Consider the following 18,004-nt stretch of genomic DNA (forward strand, 5'->3'; position numbering starts at 1 on the left):
CAAACTTCATTCCTTAACGGGATTTAAGCGTACTAGCTTTGCTGATTTATGTCAATTAACCATTCGCCCTCTTGGTAATCAGATGTTTCAGTTTCGACAAATAATACATGTGAGTATTATACTAGTCTACTTTTGGGCAGGTGAAAAAGCCCACAATAAAGCGGTTCTTTAAATAAGAAGGCTGAGCTCGTTTGCTTGTTTATCCAGATTCTGGGCTGCTTGCTCAAGGGTATAAAGTTCTTCTATAACCTCCTGAACTCGCAATTTACCATCCATACTCCGTTGCTGAGCCTGATGTGAGACAGATTCAATCTGATGAATATGCCCAGTCATCTTCCCAATATTCTCCTGAGCCTGCTTTGCTGCTTCTGCTGCTTGTGATGCCAGTTTCCGTACCTCATCTGCAACAACATTGAAACCTCTGCCATGTTCGCCTGCGTGAGCTGCTTGAATGGCAGCATTCAATGCTAGTAGATTCGTCTGGTTTGCAATGTCTCTGATAGTTTTGACAAGTGATTGAATAGAGCCTGCTTGTTTACTTAAGGCTTCCGCTGCATCGATATTAGCGGTCGTGGCAGCAACGATGGAATCGATCGAATCTGCAGCGCCGTTGTTTTTTTCGATACCGGAACCAGTGCGGGCACGAAGATGATTTGCCATTTGCTGCAGGTCGGATGTAATGGTCTTAGTTCCAATTTCTCGTGCTGTAATGTCAGTTGCAACTTTCAGGACAGCTTGCACTCCGCCATTCTCATCATGAACAGGCATGTATGTAGCTTCGAGCCAGATTACATCACCATTCCTTGCAATTCGCATGATCTTATCCTGGAAAGAATGACCACTGCGCAGACGGCTCCAGAACTGGTTATAATCTGTGCTATGGGCAAAATCCGGAGCACAGAATTGCCGGTGGTGCTTACCTGGCAGCTCTGTCTTTGGATAGCCTATGGTTGCAGCGAAGTTCTCATTAGCCCACAATACTTCGCCGAACGGCGTGAACTCTATCATAGCTAAAGACTTCTCTGCTGCGGTTAAAACGGCATTGTCATCCAGGACTTGTGTCGTAGATTGCTGGTTAATTTTTATTGTAATCTTCTCCTATTCTTTTTAGAACTAAGTATTTATACCCAGATTCTGCGGTTGGAAAACATATTATAGTTATATATATATCATCCTAAAAAAAGTTAATTCTGACTGATAATATACTTTGTTATTAATAGCGCATAGAGAAAGACTATGGGAATATATAATCTTGACTAGATTCATCGTAATCTATACAGAGAAAGAATATAATGCTAAGACTCTTTTTAGGAAGTTTTTAAGAGGCTTTGTGTTATTCCCATTAAGTACCTCCCTTTGATATACTGACAACCAATACTAGAGAAGTTTGAAGGTGAGAGCAGAATGGCCGATGTACAAGCATCTATTGGTGCGGAGGAGAATAATGATATTACTTTCAGGCAGGGGGTAAGAGATTGTGTCCCTACACTGCTTGGATATATCAGCATAGGTATTGCTGCTGGAGTAGTAGGTATTGCAGCAGGACTCAGTGCGCTGGAGGTAGTGTTACTGGCAGTACTTGTATATGCTGGGTCGGCTCAATTTATATTTGCTGCCTTAGTGCTTGATGGAAGTCCGGCTGCCGCAGTTATTTTAACGACCTTTATTGTGAATTTACGCCATTTTCTTATGAGCGCGACACTGGCACCGCATTTTACGCAGTATTCTGTTTGGCAGAACATCGGATTTGGCGTGCTGCTGACAGATGAGACTTTTGGTGTGGCTTCCAGCAAGGTGCAACAGAAGCGGAAAATGACGGCAAGCTGGATGAATGGGTTGAACGTGACAGCTTATATATGCTGGATTATTTCTTGTGCTTTCGGTGCATTGTTTGGTAATTGGATAGCAGATCCAAAGGCATTTGGTCTGGATTTCGCATTGACCAGTATGTTCATTGCACTGCTTGTTCTGCAGCTGGATGCAATTGAATCGACGAAATTAAAGCACTACATTCGGTTAATATTGTGTATCGTCATACTGATGATAGGTTTCTCATTTTTTGTCAGTTCCCATATGGCTGTACTGCTGGCTACCATTCTTGGCGCAACGATAGGGGTGGTGACGGAGAAATGAACGTATCTTTTTCCATGCTGCTGCTGATTGCAGCTTGTGCGGCAGTGACGATAGTACCGCGTGTATTGCCTTTTTTGATCATCAGAAATCTAAAACTGCCAGTGCTTGCCTTGAGGTGGCTGTCTTACATCCCTATATGTATACTGACTGCACTTGTTGTTTCGAATGTTCTAGGGGAAAACGGACCACTTTCCTTCGACTGGCAGGTCATCGCAATCATGATTCCTACCATTCTTTTCGCACTTTGGACCAAGAATCTATTATTTACAGTAATAATTGGTGTTGTGCTCATGGCTGGTTTGCGCTTTTTCATAGGATAAAAGAAAAACCCCGATGCTCTAGTCTCAATGCATCGGGGTTTTTCTCTTTCACGTAACTGGAGCAGGGTTGAATAGAGCTAGATCATTATGGGTTCCCCAATGATCTGCCCAGGTCTGTTTTCTTCCGCTTGCTACATCCAGTATAAAGTTGAAAATCTCCCAGCCAACTTCTTCTAATGTTGCTTCTCCAGTAGCAATTGTACCAGCATTGATATCAATTAAATCCTTCCATTGCTGGTGAAGGGCAGTGCGTGTTGATATCTTTACGACAGGGGCCATCGCCAGACTGTATGGTGTGCCGCGGCCAGTTGAGAAGAGCTGCAGGTGGATGCCGGAAGCGAGCTGGAGCGTACCGCAGACAAAGTCGCTGGCTGGAGTGGCAGCAAATAATAATCCCTTCGTTTCAGCACGTTCTCCAGGTGCGAGGACATCTGCAATTGTGCTTTGTCCAGACTTGGCGACAGAGCCTAAAGCTTTTTCTACGACATTGGATAAACCGCCTTTTTTATTCCCGGGTGACGGATTGGCGCTCCGATCTGCCTGACCAGAAGCTAAATAACGGTCATACCAATCCATTTCGCGAACTAGTTTTTCGGCAACTTCCTTGCTGGCGGCTCGAGGTGTAAGTAAATGGATTGCATCCCGAACCTCCGTCACTTCGGAAAACATTACTGTTGCTCCGGCGCGGACAAGCAAATCCGATGCATAACCAACGGCAGGGTTTGCGGTAACGCCGGAGAAAGCATCACTTCCGCCGCATTGTGTGCCAATAACCAAGTCAGAGACAGGACAAGTTTCCCGTTTTCTTTTATTCAGCATAGTTAGCTTTGCTTCGGCCTTTTCTATGATTTTGTCCACCATTGCATGAAAGCCTTGCTGATCCTGCAGCATAATAATATCCTCATCGTTTCCGCTAGGATTGACTCGTGATGGAATGAGTTTCTCACAGCCCAGACCGATGACTAGTGTCTCACCGCCAAAGTTCGGGTGATGGGCTAAGTTCTGTACAGTGCGAATCGGGATGATTGCTTCTGGTGCCTGGATAGCAACCCCACAGCCATACGCATGATGAAGACCGACAATATCATCCACATTTGGATAGTTCGGCAGAATATCCTGTTTCAGTCGCTTAACTGCGTGATCCATGACACCGACAACACATTGGACACTTGTTATAATGCCAAGTATGTTCTTGGTGCCGACTGATCCATCCGGATTCCGATAACCTTCGAATGTATACCCTTCCAATGAAGGAAAGTGGACAGCAGGAGCAGGGGAAAGAGAGAGTTCATCCAGCGGCGGTGGGGTGGGCATGAGCAAGTGACGTTCTTGGACCCAGCTGCCGGTAGGAATATCTGTTGTGGCATGCCCGATCACTTCACCGTAGCGGATGACAGGTTCGCCTGTTTGGATGGGCTGTAAAGAAATCTTGTGGCCTTGGGGAATGTGCTCCTGTGTGACAATATCATCTGCAATGGAAGTTCCGCCAGCAAGACCACCATCGGCAACTGCGATTGCAACATTGTCTTGTTCATGTACTTTAACAAAATAAGGGTTAGTCGTGGATTTCAATTGTATTCCTCCTCTTTTTGTAAGCGATTTCAATTAGAAGCAATAAAAAAGAATGGGACTATTTGTTATTTTGTATAATTGTATGACCATTAACGGATGCTGTCAATAGGATATGGAAGAAGCAGCCGAATTCATCCAGTTGCTTCTTCCAGTTGTTTTGAATAGACAGCTGTGATTAAGAAAGTCACTCCGGTGATGACGAGGACAATCATTAGAAACCGGAACCCAGGCAGCGACAAGTCAGAGCCGAATACAATCGCTAAGACAACAGAAGAAAGAATGGAACCAAGGTATCTGCATGTCTGGAAGAGGCCGGAGCTTGTCCCGACAATAGATTCTGGGGAAGCGTGCAGCATGGCTGCTTGCAAGGTGACATTACCTATGCCGTAGCTAATTCCAAGAAAAATGAGGACAGTACCAATGTTTCCGAGAGTCAGGTGCTGGGAGATGGCAGCTAATGTTGCGGTTCCGCCAATCATGAGCACAGAACCGACAATCGTAGGAATACTTGTACCGGAACGATCGATCCAGCGCCCCATCAAGAATGACACAAGCGTGCTTGCACCAGAAAGGAAAATCATCATCAAACCGCTCGTCTTCAGGCTGTAATGCAAAACATCCTGGAAGAAGCTCGGCAGTCCGAAGAAGAGACTGTAGTTGAATATGTTCAATAGTATGAACTGGATGTAGACAAGCGTCAGGCGTTTATTGCTCCGCAATAGACGGACGTCGATAAAAGGGAAGGCAGTGTGTAATTCACGCACAATGAATGCTGCAAGAAAAATAATGCCTATACCCAATGGCAGCAAATGGATGCCATGCTCGAAAGACAGCAGAAAGTACAATAGAAAGCTCATACCGATTGCAAATAGGATAATTCCAATGGTGTCGAGTTGTTTCCAGAACTCCCGGAAAGTGTAGTGCGTAGTTTCTGGATCCTTTGGGACAGCGAACCAAGTCAGCAGAAAGCTAAGCAAAATGAATGGAGCATTCACTGTAAAAATGGACTGCCAGCCAGCAAAGTCGATCAGGAATCCGCCGGCGGTTGGACCAAATGCTGACATGGACGAAGTGAAAATGGATAGTATGGCAAGTGCTGACGCTTGTTTCTCATGTATATGGGTACGCACAAGTGCCATACCAGCTGGAAAAATGGAACTGCTGCCAACTGCCTGGAACAGCCGCATGCCCAATAAAATAAGGAATGTGCCTGCAAATGGGGCACCAACAGCGGAAACAGCAACAAGCAGCAGGCCGATCAAAAGCATCTTACGCCGTCCAATAAGATCTCCGACCTTGCCGGCAATTGGAACAACAATCGCACTTGCTAAATAGTAAGTAGAAATAAGCCATGAGACTGTGGCAAAGCTTAGTGAAAAATCATGCTGGATAGCATGAAGTGCCAAAGAAATCATCGAAGAATTCAGTGGATTGAGCATTGTCCCTGTTGCGATAGCTGTCAGGAAAAGGCCGCGTTGCTTTTTATTCATTCCACTATACCGAAAGAGGCCTCTTTAATCAGGCCGATAGAAGGAAGAACGAATTTACAAGCAGCTTTATAGTTTTTTTTCACGATATTGGTCATGTCTGTTACCTCCAGCTTTCACTCTGGTGTTAATGTGACCATTCTGCGTTTTCTTTACACATATTCGCCTTCATGTACTTTCTTCCACATGGAATGAAAGCATTAGATGTTTAATTTGCCGCGAAATAAGTTCCATCCATTTGCTGGCTGGGTATTGTAACACGGAACGTCTTAAATTTCCTTTTGGGAGGATGTGTGGATTACTACTTGAATTAAGCGGAATGGAGAGCTGCAGTTACGTTTATAATAAGCGCATAGCATGTGATTTAATCCTGATTAGTTTACTCAGACTTTTTTCTTTACTTTTCCTGATGTTGGCCTTAAACTGATGAAGTTAAAAATTATAGAAAAGTGGGTTTGGTACATGAAGAAAGCACTATTAGGTCTACTATTTATGTCGATATTTGCAATTCTTGCTGCCTGTGGCAACGGAGATGATTCTGCTTCCGATTCTGGTGATAAAGGCGGCAACGCTGATCTTTGGCAAGAAGTTCAAGATAAAGGTGAAATTACAGTAGGAACAGAAGGAACATACTCTCCGTTCACATTCCATGATGATAACGGTGAACTTACAGGTTATGACGTGGAAGTGATGAAGGAAGTCGGTAAGCATTTGGGTCTTGAAGTGAAATTTGAAGAGACACAATGGGATTCCATGTTTTCTGGTTTGAACAGTGATCGTTTCGATGTGATTGCGAACCAAGTGGGTAAAGGGGAAAATGACGAACGTGTCGGTCAGTATGACTTCTCAGATCCATACACAAAATCTCAGTCTGTTGTCGTAACAGCTGCAGATAACAATGACATCAAATCGATTGAAGATGTAGAAGGTAAGACATCCGCACAGTCTCTAACAAGTAACTACAATGCATTGGCTACTGAAGCTGGCGCGGAAATTGAAGGTGTGGAAGGCTTGGCTCAATCCATTCAGCTGATTGAACAAGGTCGTGTTGACCTTACTTTCAACGATAAGCTTGCTGTGCTTGACTATCTGAATAATACGGATAAGGAAGCACCTGTGAAAATCGCTTTCGAAACTGGCGAACCTTCCGAGACATACTTCACATTCCGTAAGGATAGCGGTGAAATTGTCGATCAGTTCAACAAAGCACTTGATGAGATGCGTGAAGATGGTACATTAGCGGAAATCTCAACGAAATGGTTTGGCGAAGATGTTAACAAATAATATGGTATTCGGCGGGATTGTCATCCCTTGGGAGCTGCTGCAGCAGTCATTCTGGCCGATACTGATCGAGGGGATCAAAGTCACGATCCCCTTGACTCTTATTTCGTTCTTTCTAGGCATCATCATCGCACTCATCACGGCACTGGTTAGGATCTCGAATATCAAGCCTTTGCGGTGGATTTTTTCTATTTATGTCTCTGCTATCCGCGGCACACCGCTGCTTGTTCAGCTATTCATTATTTTCTACTTACTGCCGGAATTAAATATTATGATAGATCCTTATCCGACAGCAATTATTGCTTTTTCCTTAAACGTCGGAGCATATGCTTCGGAAATCATCCGGGCATCCATTCTCTCAGTTCCTAAGGGGCAGTGGGAGGCAGGCTTTACAATCGGGATGACTTATCGGAAAACATTGTTTCGTGTCATTCTGCCCCAGGCGCTGCGAGTTTCCGTACCGCCTTTATCCAATAGCTTTATTAGCTTAGTGAAGGAAACATCATTGGCATCTCAGATTCTCGTAACCGAGCTGTTTCGTAAGTCACAGCAAATCGGTGCAACGAATTTGGATCAGATTGTTTACATCTATATCTTGGCTGCCTTCATTTATTGGATCATCTGTTTTGTCCTGTCGCTGGCGCAGCACCAGCTCGAACGCAGATTAGACCGCTATACAGCAAGGTAAGGAGGGGTGGCTATGCTAGCAGTAAAAGGTTTAAAGAAAACTTTCGGTACAAATACAGTACTGAAATCAATAGATATGCAAGTGAATAAAGGTAAGGTAATCGCAATCCTTGGACCATCCGGTTCTGGTAAGACAACCTTGCTTCGCTGTCTGAATGCATTGGAAATACCGGATGAAGGTATTGTCGGCTTCGAAGACCATCAGGTCGATTTCGGCCAGAAGGTTAAACAGCAGGAGTTAATCAAACTGCGCCGTAAATCAGGGATGGTATTTCAATCTTATAATCTATTTCCGCATCGCACTGTTCTGGAGAATGTCATGGAAGGGCCTGTTCAGGTTCAGAAACGGGACAAACAGACTGTTAAAGCGGAAGCAATTGAATTGCTTGATAAAGTAGGATTGAAGGATAAAAAGGATCTTTATCCGTATCAGCTATCCGGCGGACAGCAACAGCGTGTAGGTATAGCACGTGCGCTTGCAATCAAGCCTGAATTGATGCTTTTTGATGAACCTACTTCAGCACTGGATCCTGAGCTGATTGGGGAAGTGCTCCGTGTCATGAAGGATCTGGCTAACGAAGGCTGGACGATGGTTGTTGTCACGCATGAGATTAAATTCGCACAGGAGATTGCGGATGAAGTCATCTTCATCGATGGCGGTGTCATTGTGGAGCAAGGACCGCCGGCGGAAGTTCTGTCTCATCCAAAAGAGGAGCGTACGCAGCGCTTCCTGCATCGCATTTTGAATCCTACAGAGTAACAGGAGAACATCATGTTCTCCTGTTTTTTTTGTAAAGTTATAAGCATTCTAATTGAAAATAGTAAGAAGGTTACCGATAATAAGTAGTGATAGTACATATTCTGAGAGGGGACTTAAGAGATGGAATTCAAAGATAAAGTGGTACTTATTACAGGCGCAGCAGGCGGAATTGGAATCGCAGCTGCTAAGAAATTTGCAGCAGAAGGAGCTAAACTGGCTCTTGTCGATCTTTCACAGGAAGCACTTGAGAAAGCTGCAGCATCCATTGATGCAGAGAAAATCTTGCTGGCAGCAAATGCTGCGAAAGAAGAAGACGTAATTGATTACGTGCAAAAAACGAAGGAACAGTTCGGCCGTATTGATGTGTTCATCAATAATGCTGGTATCAACGGAGAGTTCAAGAATATCGTTGATTCAACTGTCGAGAACTTGGAAAAAGTATTGGCTGTCAACGTTGTAGGCGCCTTCCTTGGATTGAAGCATGTATTGAAAGTAATGACAGAACAGAAGAGCGGCGCTGTCGTGAATACAGCTTCTAACGGCGGCTTGCTTGGTGCTCCAGGCATGAGTGCTTATATTGCTTCAAAACACGCCCTTATCGGAATCAATAAAACGGCAGCTTTGGAAGTAGCGGACTATGGCGTACGTGTCAATGCAGTTGCACCATCTGGTGTAGATACAGCGATGATGCGTTCTATAGAAACAAATGCAGCTAAAGGACATGAAGAAGAAGCTAGAAAAGGCTTTGAAGCGAGTGTACCGATGAAGCGCTATGCTACAGCGGAAGAGATCGCTGATTTGATGCTATTCCTTTCTTCTGAAAAAGCATCATTCATCACGGGTTCTTATTATCGAATCGATGGCGGACAAGGAACAACATCTGCTTAATTTTAAAACACGCCTGTCAAAGGACAGGCGTGTTTTTTATATGCGTGTATAGTGAAGGATCTGACTTTACGTGTAGCTCTTCCTTAGCAAGGATAGTTTCTTCCAATTCACGTAAGAATGTTCTAGCTACGCGGGAGAGTGTATTGTTTCCGTGATAGACATAGCCGAAAGAGTAGGTCTGAAAAAATGGCGGAGCAAAGTGAAGAAGTGTGATGTCTTTGCTTCTCGAAAGCTCAGCATCGGTCCGAAAAGCATAGTCAAAGCCGATATTGATAGCTGTTTCATTCTCAACCATATTTCGTATTGTTTGCACGTTGTTCGTGGTGAACAGGATATCGTATTGTAGCGATTTGAACTGGCGCATGAATGCCTGGATATAAGCGTCATTATAAAGAACGATCGGCTGCTTAACAAGCATCTCTTCCGTAATCAATTTTTCCTTAGCTAGCGGATGCCGGTTATTGACAGCTGTCACCATATGTCCATCAAGCAGTTTCTTAAAGACAAGATTACGATATTTTTGAACTTCCTTCTCTGTATAAATGACAAGTCCGATATCTACAGCTTCGGCATCAACTTTTCTCATGATACGCTGTGATGTGTTCTCAAATAATGAAGCTTTAATATTTGGATGAAGCTTGCGGAACTCAGAGAAAAGCTCAACTAAAATTTCCATTGGGCCAGGGAAACTTGCAATCTTCAGCTCTCCATTCAGAGATTCTGTATATGTCTCTGCTTCATCAGTGAATTCCTGCAGTTTCTCTAAGACAGCCTCTGCATGCTGTATAAGCTTGCTGCCTTCCTCGGTTGGCGTCGTGCCTGTGCGGGAACGGCGGAAAAGACTGATATTCAACTCTCTTTCCAGGTTGGTAAGTGCTTGGCTCAGTGCTGGGAGAGTGACATGCTGTTCAGCGGCAGCTGCTTTTAACGAGCCAGATCGTGCGATGGCTACTATATATTTCAATTGTTCGATAGTCATGTCGATCCCTCATTCATTTAGTTAAGCAAACGTTTATTTAAGTTAAATAACCCGAAATTTATTATAACATTTTCCAGCAGTATACTAGAAATGTAGAAATAAATGCTGCTAAAAGGGGATGGAACAAATGAAAGCATTACGTTGGCACAATCAGAAAGATGTGAGATTGGAAGAGATTGACGAGCCTGTCATCAAACCGAATCAAGTGAAAATGAAGGTTAAATGGTGCGGTATTTGCGGAAGTGACTTGCACGAATATCTTGGAGGACCGATTTTTATTCCAGTTGATAACCCGCATCCGCTGACTGGTGAAGTGGCTCCAGTGACAATGGGACATGAATTCTCTGGTGAAGTAGTTGAAGTAGGACCAGAAGTGAAAGAATATCAGGTTGGCGATCGCGTTGTTGTAGAACCTATCTTTGCAACACATGGACACCAAGGCGCATATAACTTGGACAAGCAAATGGGATTCCTTGGGCTTGCCGGTGGGGGCGGCGGCTTGAGTGAATACGTAGCAGTCGATGAAGAGCTGCTGTTCAAGCTTCCGGATTCTTTAAGCTATGAGCAAGGTGCATTGGTGGAGCCTTCAGCGGTTGCGTTATACGCAGTACGTTCCAGTAAGGTAAAAGCAGGGGACAAAGTAGCTGTATTCGGATGCGGTCCAATCGGTTTGCTTGTTATAGAGGCCTTGAAAGCAGCAGGTGCAACGGAAATTTATGCTGTTGAACTTTCACCGGAACGTCAAGCAAAAGCGGAAGAGTTAGGTGCAATTGTCGTCGATCCAAGCAAGGTGGATGATACAGTTGAGGAAATCAGAAGATTGACAGATGGTGGTGTAGAAGTTGCCTTTGAGGTAACAGGCGTACCAGTGGTCTTGCGTCAGGCGATTCAGTCTACAGATATAGGTGGCGAAACAATGATCGTCAGCATCTGGGAAAAACCAGCTGAAATCATGCCAAATGATATCGTGATTCAGGAGCGTTCTATTAAAGGTATCATTGGTTATCGGGATGTATTCCCGCAAGTGCTTTCCTTAATGGAAAAAGGCTACTTCTCAGCTGAGAAGCTTGTCACAAAGAAAATCAAGCTGGATGAAGTAGTCGAAGAAGGATTCGAAACCTTGATCAAAGAAAAGAACCAAGTGAAGATTCTTGTTCAATCTGAACAAGAATAAAGGAAAAGCGGATGCCTGAGCATCCGCTTTTTTCTTATCTGAAGATCTTGTCGATCGCTTCGATATCATCTGCTGATAGCTTCACGTCGAGTGTTTTCAGGTTATTCAGTACTTGTTCCGGACGTTTCGCTCCAGGGATGATCGCATCGATGCTGTCTCGTGTCAGGTACCAAGCGAGCACGACATGCGCAACCTCCGCATCCTTCTTATAAGCAATATCGCGCAGCTGATCAACTTTTTTCAGGTTTTGCTTGAACGTTTCACCTTGGAATAGTGGATCATTCGCACGCAAATCATCAAACGTCGTATTTTCGTCGTATTTACCGCCCAGCAAGCCAGATGCAAGCGGGAAGTAAGGTACGAAGGAGATATTATTTTCAGCTGTATACGGTAGAAGATCGTTTTCTGCCCCGCGTTTGAACAGATTATATTCAGACTGCAATACATCTACATAACCATCAATATTCGCTTCTTTCAGCTGTTCGATCGAGAAGTTGGAAACCCCGATGCTTTTGATTTTGCCTTGATCCTTCAATTCCTTCAACGCACCGACAGCTTCTGCTTTCGGTGTATCTTCGTCAGGGAAGTGGATATAGAACAAATCAATATAATCTGTTTGCAGGCGCTTCAATGCGCTATCCACAGATTCCTTCAAGAATTGCGGAGAGTTGTCCATCAGTGTTTCACCATTGATGATTTTGTGGGCTGCTTTCGTTGCGATTACAATGTCATCGCGTTTGCCGCTTTCTTTGATAACCTGACCGACAAGCTCCTCAGATCTTTCCGGACCGTAAATATAAGCTGTATCAAAGAAATTCATCCCATTTTCAATCGCTTGGCGGACAACCTCCTTGCCTTGATCCTCATCTAAGTTTGGATAGAGATTATGGCCTCCGACTGCATTCGTACCGACTCCAATCGGGTTAACATACAAACCGGATTTTCCTAATTGTACACGTTCTGTCATTTCTTGCTCAGCTCCTTTTTATAAGTCTGTCCTAACTGTAGCAAATAGACATGTGTATATGGAAAAGATTTGCTTGAAGAAAAGAAACGGGACAGCATAGCTGTCCCGCATTTTTAGGCATGCGCCTTTTGTTCATTTTCTTCTGTTTGCTGAATACGCTTCTTCCAAGGCCAGAAAGCCCATTTACCGAGAATCGCTGTTATAGCAGGTACAAGGAAAGGACGGACTAAGAAGGTGTCGAGCAGCACACCTATTGCTGTGATTGTTCCGAAATGGACAAGTATTTGAATAGGCAATGTCGTCAACACAGCAAATGTTGCTGCCAAAATCAGGCCGGCAGACGTGATAACACCGCCTGTATGTGCAACACCGTCAGCAATTGCTTGCTTAAGCGGCATCGTTTTACTTCGTTTCCAAATGCTTGAGATCATGAAAATGTTATAGTCTTCTCCAAGCGCAACAATGAACACAAAAGCATACAACGGGATAAAGCCTTGGATTGCTTCAACACCGAATCCGTAGTGCAGGATAAGCCAGCCAAGGCCCAATGCACTAAAGAAGGAGAGTAAAACAGTTGCGACCAAATAGATCGTAGCCGTGATTGATCGCAAATAGGTGAGCAAAAGTAAAGTGATGAAGCCGACAACGATTGGGATAACCCATTTTTCATCATGCTTTGTCACTTGCTGTGTATCATACTGTTCTGCTGTTTGACCACCAATCCAAACACTATCGGCATCTCCGGTTGTATCCGATACGGTTTCCTTTATGTCAGGTATGTGTGCCATTGCTTCATTTGAGTAAGGATTTTCATCCAGTTCAAGCTGGATACGGATCAGTTGATCGTTTGACTCTGACTGCTCCGGATCCATTACAGCAGCTGCATAAGGCAACTCTTCCAAGGCGCTCCGGACAGCCTCTGGATCACTTGTCTCAGCAAGGACGGAAACAGGTGCAAGCTCACCAGCATTTACGTGATCTGTCAGTATTTCAAATCCTTCTTTTGATGGCATATCATCCGGGAAGGATGACAGCGTATCATACGTATACGTGATACGGGATGAAATTCCGGCAAGAATTCCAAGTACAACAATTGTAATGATAGCTATCTTCCATGGGTGGCGAATGACAAGTCCGCCCACGCTATTGCCAATCTTATTGTGCGGTTTCTTCGTACGAACTGGCTTTCCTTTTTCTTTTGCGCGCTTCTCTTGCATATCTTCTGTTCTAGGGATGAACGGGAAGAAGGAGGCGCGTCCAATAATAGTGAGCAAAGCTGGCACGAGTGTAAGACTTGCAAGCAGCATAATAAAGATAGCGATTCCGAATGGAATAGCAAATCGATTAATCGATCCATAATCAGCAACAAGTAAGACTAGCATGGCAACGATTACGGTTAATCCACTCATGGCAATTGCTCCGCTCGCAGAGGAAAGGGACCGGACGATTGCTGTCTTCTTGCTCTTTATCTCCCAGAGATTTTCCCGGAAGCGAGTGATGAGGAATAAGCAGTAATCGGTACCAGCACCAAAGAGCAGTACAGTCATGATTGCAAGTCCCTGCGAATCAAATGAAATCAATTCGGCTTTTCCTAATGCACCAAGGATTGGGCTTATGACTAAATAAGCAAAACCTACACCGATAAGAGGCACGAATGCCAATATCGGAGATCGATAGATAACGAGAAGGAAGATAAGCACAATCAGTACGGTTCCAAATAGAAGTGTCGTATCTCCTTGAGAGAAGAGGCCGACAGCATCAACGGAAATACCGGCAGGACCCGTCGCTCGGACGAGCAGATCGCCGCTATTCAAATCTTGTCCAAATGGATTTTGCGTGAATGCTTCATTCGCTGTATCTTGGATTTTTTCAAGACCAGCTTCGACTGTCTCTGTTGCTGTACCATTATCAAAAAGGATCGGCATGACGAGCGTCGTACCGTCATCGGAAAGCTGTTCTTTTAATGCTGGAAGCGGAATATCCTGAAATGGTGTCACCGTTGCAGCTTCCAAGTCAGCTTCCTGCAAATCAGCGCTGAACTGCTGAATCGACTGCAGGTCTTCATCCGACAGCCCATCCTCCTGATACCACGTCAGCAAGGCAGGCAGACCGCTATTGTCAGCGAATTCCTCTTCTATGATACGAGCTGCTTCCTCGCTGTTCGTATCGTTCAGGAATGTTTCTGCTTGCGCATCTTCCTGAGAATTTGCCTGCGGCAAGGTAAGATTTAATACGAGTGCAAGGACAATCCAAGCAGCCAGAATGATCCAGCGCCCAGATTTGCCGCTAATAAAAGCACCTAATTTTTGCATGAATGATCCTCCTAATTAATTTATCAACTGATAAGTTATACCCAAAAAATAAAAGATTATGCACATAATCTTTTATTTTTTCCGGATTCCGTCAAAAAGGATGTCTACAAGCATCTTCGATTTCTTGTCTGCGAATGCACGCCGGGCTTCATGATCCTCCTTGGATGGAGGCAGGAAGGATTTCATCATTTCAAGTACGAAAAATGTCAGCTCCATTGGCGGGGCAGAAGACATAGAAGATATATCACCTTTTGCGATTCCTTCTGTCAGTGTCTGCATAACCGGATTGAAGTAGCTGCGCATCCACCATTCTTGAATCGTTTTCCGGTGCTGTTCATCGATCTCGTATTGCAGATCATGAAACATCTGCGTCATGTCACCTTGATGGTTCATAATCATAAAAGAGGCTATCTTCCGAATGCGCTCCTTGCTGTCAGCATGATCCTGCAGCACATGTGCCATTGCTTCCTCCGTCTGGACCATGATGGAACGGACAACTTCAAGATAGATGGCCTGTTTATTTGGGAAATGATGATATAAAGCTGGCTGTGTAATGCCGCATTCCTCTGCTATCCGGCGAGTTGAAATCGCCCGGTAGCCGTGTGTCATGAAAAGCCGTTGAGCTGTCGCGATAATAGTGCGCTGGGTCTGTTCAGCGGAAACTTCTTTTTTTCTAGCCATAATGCCTGCCCTCTTCAATAACTTATCACTTGATAAGTTAACTCATTTTGTTTGAAAAAGCAATGATTGTCTTACTTATTGTAAAATAGAATATAAAAAGGGGGTAGTGATATGGGGGGAAAAGGGTTATTTCTTTCCGTTGCCGGCTTGCTTGGAGGGTACACAGCTATTGTTGCGACACTGGTGAACAAAGAACTGCGGCAAATGAAAGCCTTCACCGAGGAAGAGACGATCAGCCGTGAGGTGGAGGCTGGCCGCTACAACAAAGCGGCTTATGATGCACTGCGCAAGGAGGAATTCAGTGTACCTTCAAGTGAGGGGAAGATTTATGGTACACATTATGTAGGAGATCCAGATTCCCGGCATGTCATGGTCATCTCGCATGGAGTAGCAGTTAATAAATATAATAGCATCAAATACATGAACGTATTTCTGGAACTGGGTTTCAACGTTGTATTGTACGATCAACGCAGGCATGGACTTTCCGATGGCAAAAGTATTACGTATGGCTATCAGGAAAGGCACGATCTTGCCCGGGTGATACAATGGACGAAGGAAAGATATGATTACGACTTGAAGCTTGGTGTGCATGGCGAATCAATGGGTGCAGCAACTGCTCTGCTTTATGCGGGTACAGTGGAGGATGGGGCAGATTTCTATATCGCCGATTGTCCTTACAGTGACTTTGCAGAACAGGTCGCTTACAGGCTGAAAGTCCAATTCCGTCTGCCGCGGCAAGTGTTCCTGCCAGCTGCAGAATTAATCGTGCGTAAATTGGATGGCTATCGTTTCCGGGATGTTTCCCCGATCCATTCTGTTGCGAATATCGAGAAACCGGTACTCTTTATCAGCAGCTTGCCAGATTCCTATATACCTGTTCAGATGACGAAAGACTTATATGACAGGAAACGAAGTGGGTACAAGCATTTGCATCTGTTCGAAAAGGGTGATCATGCGATGTCGCTTGCCGATAACAAGCAGGAATATGAACAAGCTGTAAAGCAGTTCCTGCAAAATATCAGGATGGAGGCTCAGCCTGTCGGTTGAGCTTTTTTTATGTCGAAATATAGCGTACTATTCTTCCGTGCTATCAATTGCTTTCTATAACCTTAAGATGCTACCATATCAACTGTAAGCGGTTTCCTATAGTCTATTATCTCGCATCATGACGCTTAGACAAAACTAGAATACAATCTGAGGAGGATTTCTATGAGTCAATTAGCAGCAGGTATGCACGAGAAAGTGGAGCGTTTTCTGAATGGGACGAAGAAGCTGTATATCAATGGGGAGTTCGTGGCAAGTGCAACAGAGAAGACTTTCGATTCGTATAACCCGGCAACGGGCGAAGTACTAGCAACTGTTTATGAAGCTGGGTCCGAGGATATCGACCGTGCAGTGAAGGCGGCGCGACTTGCATTCGATGAAGGTCCTTGGTCAACAATGACGGCAGCAGAACGAAGCAGAATCATGTATAAGCTGGCGGACTTAATGGAAGAAAATGCAGATGCATTAGCCCAGCTCGAAACATTGGACAATGGGAAACCGATCAGGGAAACGACAAATGCGGATATTCCGCTGGCAATTGAACATATGCGCTATTATGCAGGCTGGTCGACTAAGATCGTCGGACAGACGATTCCTGTTAATGGCCCATATTTCAACTATACAAGACATGAAGCACTAGGCGTGGTGGGGCAGATCATTCCATGGAACTTCCCGCTCTTAATGGCGATGTGGAAGCTCGGAGCAGCACTGGCTACCGGATGTACGGTTGTACTGAAGCCTGCTGAGCAAACGCCATTGTCTGCATTATACTTAGCTGAACTGGCAGAGGAAGCTGGATTCCCTGCTGGTGTCCTCAATATCGTACCAGGCTTCGGGGAAACGGCAGGTCAGCCGCTTGTCGATCATCCGCAGGTTGATAAGATAGCATTCACGGGATCCACAAGCGTCGGGAAACAAATCATGGCGAATGCATCTAAAACACTCAAGCGAGTAACATTGGAGCTGGGCGGAAAATCACCGAATATTGTTCTGCCAGATGCCGATTTGACAAAAGCAATTCCTGGCACATTGAATGGTGTCATGTTCAACCAAGGACAAGTTTGCTGCGCTGGATCGCGTGTTTTCATCCAGAAGAAGCAATTCGATAATGTGATTGCCGACATGGCTTCCCATGCAGAGAAAATCAAGCAGGGTGCTGGTATTCATGCAGATACGGAAATCGGTCCGCTCGTATCATTGGAGCAGCAGGAGCGGGTGCTTGGTTATATCGAGAAGGGGAGAAGTGAGGGAGCAGAGCTGGTCACTGGGGGCGGTAAGCCGCAGGAGCAAGGCTATTTTGTCTCACCGACGATCTTCGCTGATGTCCGTGATGAAATGACGATTGCCAAGGAAGAAATCTTCGGACCAGTCATATCGGCGATGCCTTATGACGATCTGGATGAATTGATACGCCGTGCGAATGCTAGCGAGTACGGTCTTGCTGCAGGAGTATGGACGCAAGATGTCACAAAAGCACATTATATCGCAAACCGTCTTCGGGCTGGAACAGTATGGGTGAACTGCTACAATGCTTTCGATGCCGCTTCTCCTTTCGGTGGATATAAACAATCCGGTATTGGAAGGGAAATGGGATCTTACGCATTGGATAACTATACGGAAGTAAAGAGTGTTTGGATCGGGATGGAATAATGCTAAAAGAGCCTGCGCTTAGTAGTGCGGGCTCTTTTAGTGCAAAAAAAAAGCATACGCCATAGACGT

At 44.8% G+C, this 18,004-nt stretch carries 16 protein-coding genes; 9 read left to right on the forward strand and 7 right to left on the reverse strand.

All coding sequences use genetic code 11. The annotated features are described in order from the left end of the window. Positions 1-168: 168 nt before the first annotated feature. Complete coding sequence (locus ACH6C1_RS02320) at positions 169-1,092, reverse strand: methyl-accepting chemotaxis protein (RefSeq protein WP_374075545.1); 924 nt, start codon at positions 1,090-1,092, stop codon at positions 169-171. A gap of 312 nt (positions 1,093-1,404) precedes the next feature. Between ACH6C1_RS02320 and ACH6C1_RS02325 the strand changes: the two genes are divergently transcribed. Both ACH6C1_RS02325 and ACH6C1_RS02330 read left to right on the forward strand, forming a co-directional pair. Then, a complete protein-coding gene (locus ACH6C1_RS02325) occupies positions 1,405-2,133 on the forward strand; it encodes an AzlC family ABC transporter permease (protein WP_374074283.1) in 729 nt (242 codons plus the stop codon). Continuing rightward, positions 2,130-2,453: an AzlD domain-containing protein gene (locus tag ACH6C1_RS02330; RefSeq protein ID WP_374074285.1), complete on the forward strand. Its 324-nt coding sequence runs from the start codon at positions 2,130-2,132 to the stop codon at positions 2,451-2,453. The genes ACH6C1_RS02325 and ACH6C1_RS02330 overlap by 4 nt, the downstream gene beginning before the upstream one ends. Positions 2,454-2,501: 48 nt before the next feature. Here the strand turns inward: ACH6C1_RS02330 and garD are convergent, their stop codons facing one another. Continuing rightward, positions 2,502-4,031, reverse strand: a complete 1,530-nt coding sequence (gene garD / locus ACH6C1_RS02335) for a galactarate dehydratase (RefSeq protein WP_374075547.1) — start codon at positions 4,029-4,031, stop codon at positions 2,502-2,504. 125 nt (positions 4,032-4,156) lie between these two features. Beyond that, positions 4,157-5,515 carry an MFS transporter gene (locus ACH6C1_RS02340; protein WP_374074287.1) on the reverse strand — a complete coding sequence of 453 codons (1,359 nt, stop codon included), beginning with the start codon at positions 5,513-5,515 and terminating at the stop codon, positions 4,157-4,159. A gap of 459 nt (positions 5,516-5,974) precedes the next feature. Between ACH6C1_RS02340 and ACH6C1_RS02345 the strand changes: the two genes are divergently transcribed. The 4 genes from ACH6C1_RS02345 (at position 5,975) to ACH6C1_RS02360 (ending at position 9,128) form a co-directional block, all read left to right on the forward strand. Next, entirely contained in the window at positions 5,975-6,796 is an 822-nt protein-coding gene (locus ACH6C1_RS02345) for an amino acid ABC transporter substrate-binding protein (protein WP_095221308.1), read from the forward strand. Further along, positions 6,783-7,481, forward strand: coding sequence for an amino acid ABC transporter permease (locus ACH6C1_RS02350; RefSeq protein ID WP_374074290.1), 699 nt, complete (start codon positions 6,783-6,785; stop codon positions 7,479-7,481). Before ACH6C1_RS02345 ends, ACH6C1_RS02350 begins: the two co-directional genes overlap by 14 nt. A gap of 12 nt (positions 7,482-7,493) precedes the next feature. Further along, positions 7,494-8,240 carry an amino acid ABC transporter ATP-binding protein gene (locus ACH6C1_RS02355; protein WP_366247969.1) on the forward strand — a complete coding sequence of 249 codons (747 nt, stop codon included), beginning with the start codon at positions 7,494-7,496 and terminating at the stop codon, positions 8,238-8,240. 120 nt (positions 8,241-8,360) lie between these two features. Continuing rightward, entirely contained in the window at positions 8,361-9,128 is a 768-nt protein-coding gene (locus tag ACH6C1_RS02360) for an SDR family NAD(P)-dependent oxidoreductase (protein WP_374074292.1), read from the forward strand. Between the two features lie 16 nt (positions 9,129-9,144). Here ACH6C1_RS02360 and ACH6C1_RS02365 read toward each other — a convergent pair whose 3' ends face one another. Further along, positions 9,145-10,107 (reverse strand): LysR family transcriptional regulator, encoded by a 963-nt coding sequence (locus tag ACH6C1_RS02365; protein ID WP_095221302.1) that lies wholly within the window; start codon positions 10,105-10,107, stop codon positions 9,145-9,147. Positions 10,108-10,234: 127 nt separating this feature from the next. Between ACH6C1_RS02365 and ACH6C1_RS02370 the strand changes: the two genes are divergently transcribed. Then, positions 10,235-11,281, forward strand: coding sequence for a 2,3-butanediol dehydrogenase (locus tag ACH6C1_RS02370; protein WP_095221300.1), 1,047 nt, complete (start codon positions 10,235-10,237; stop codon positions 11,279-11,281). Positions 11,282-11,315: 34 nt separating this feature from the next. On the opposite strand, the gene ACH6C1_RS02375 is transcribed toward ACH6C1_RS02370, so the two are convergent. From ACH6C1_RS02375 to ACH6C1_RS02385, 3 genes are all read right to left on the reverse strand, one after another. Next, the gene (locus ACH6C1_RS02375) at positions 11,316-12,248 is read right to left on the reverse strand and encodes an aldo/keto reductase (protein ID WP_374074296.1); all 933 of its coding nucleotides are present in this window, start codon (positions 12,246-12,248) and stop codon (positions 11,316-11,318) included. Positions 12,249-12,361: 113 nt separating this feature from the next. Further along, positions 12,362-14,560, reverse strand: a complete 2,199-nt coding sequence (locus ACH6C1_RS02380; RefSeq protein ID WP_374074299.1) for an MMPL family transporter — start codon at positions 14,558-14,560, stop codon at positions 12,362-12,364. 72 nt (positions 14,561-14,632) lie between these two features. After that, positions 14,633-15,241 (reverse strand): TetR/AcrR family transcriptional regulator, encoded by a 609-nt coding sequence (locus tag ACH6C1_RS02385; protein WP_374074301.1) that lies wholly within the window; start codon positions 15,239-15,241, stop codon positions 14,633-14,635. A gap of 111 nt (positions 15,242-15,352) precedes the next feature. On the opposite strand from ACH6C1_RS02385, the gene ACH6C1_RS02390 reads away from it, so the two are divergent. Both ACH6C1_RS02390 and ACH6C1_RS02395 read left to right on the forward strand, forming a co-directional pair. Then, the gene (locus ACH6C1_RS02390) at positions 15,353-16,288 is read left to right on the forward strand and encodes an alpha/beta hydrolase (RefSeq protein ID WP_374074303.1); all 936 of its coding nucleotides are present in this window, start codon (positions 15,353-15,355) and stop codon (positions 16,286-16,288) included. Between the two features lie 162 nt (positions 16,289-16,450). Continuing rightward, the gene (locus ACH6C1_RS02395; protein WP_366247961.1) at positions 16,451-17,935 is read left to right on the forward strand and encodes an aldehyde dehydrogenase family protein; all 1,485 of its coding nucleotides are present in this window, start codon (positions 16,451-16,453) and stop codon (positions 17,933-17,935) included. The last annotated feature ends 69 nt before the right edge of the window (positions 17,936-18,004 follow it).

Origin of the sequence: Terribacillus sp. JSM ZJ617 (assembly GCF_044383785.1) — a bacterium.
GTDB lineage: Bacteria > Bacillota > Bacilli > Bacillales > Amphibacillaceae > Terribacillus.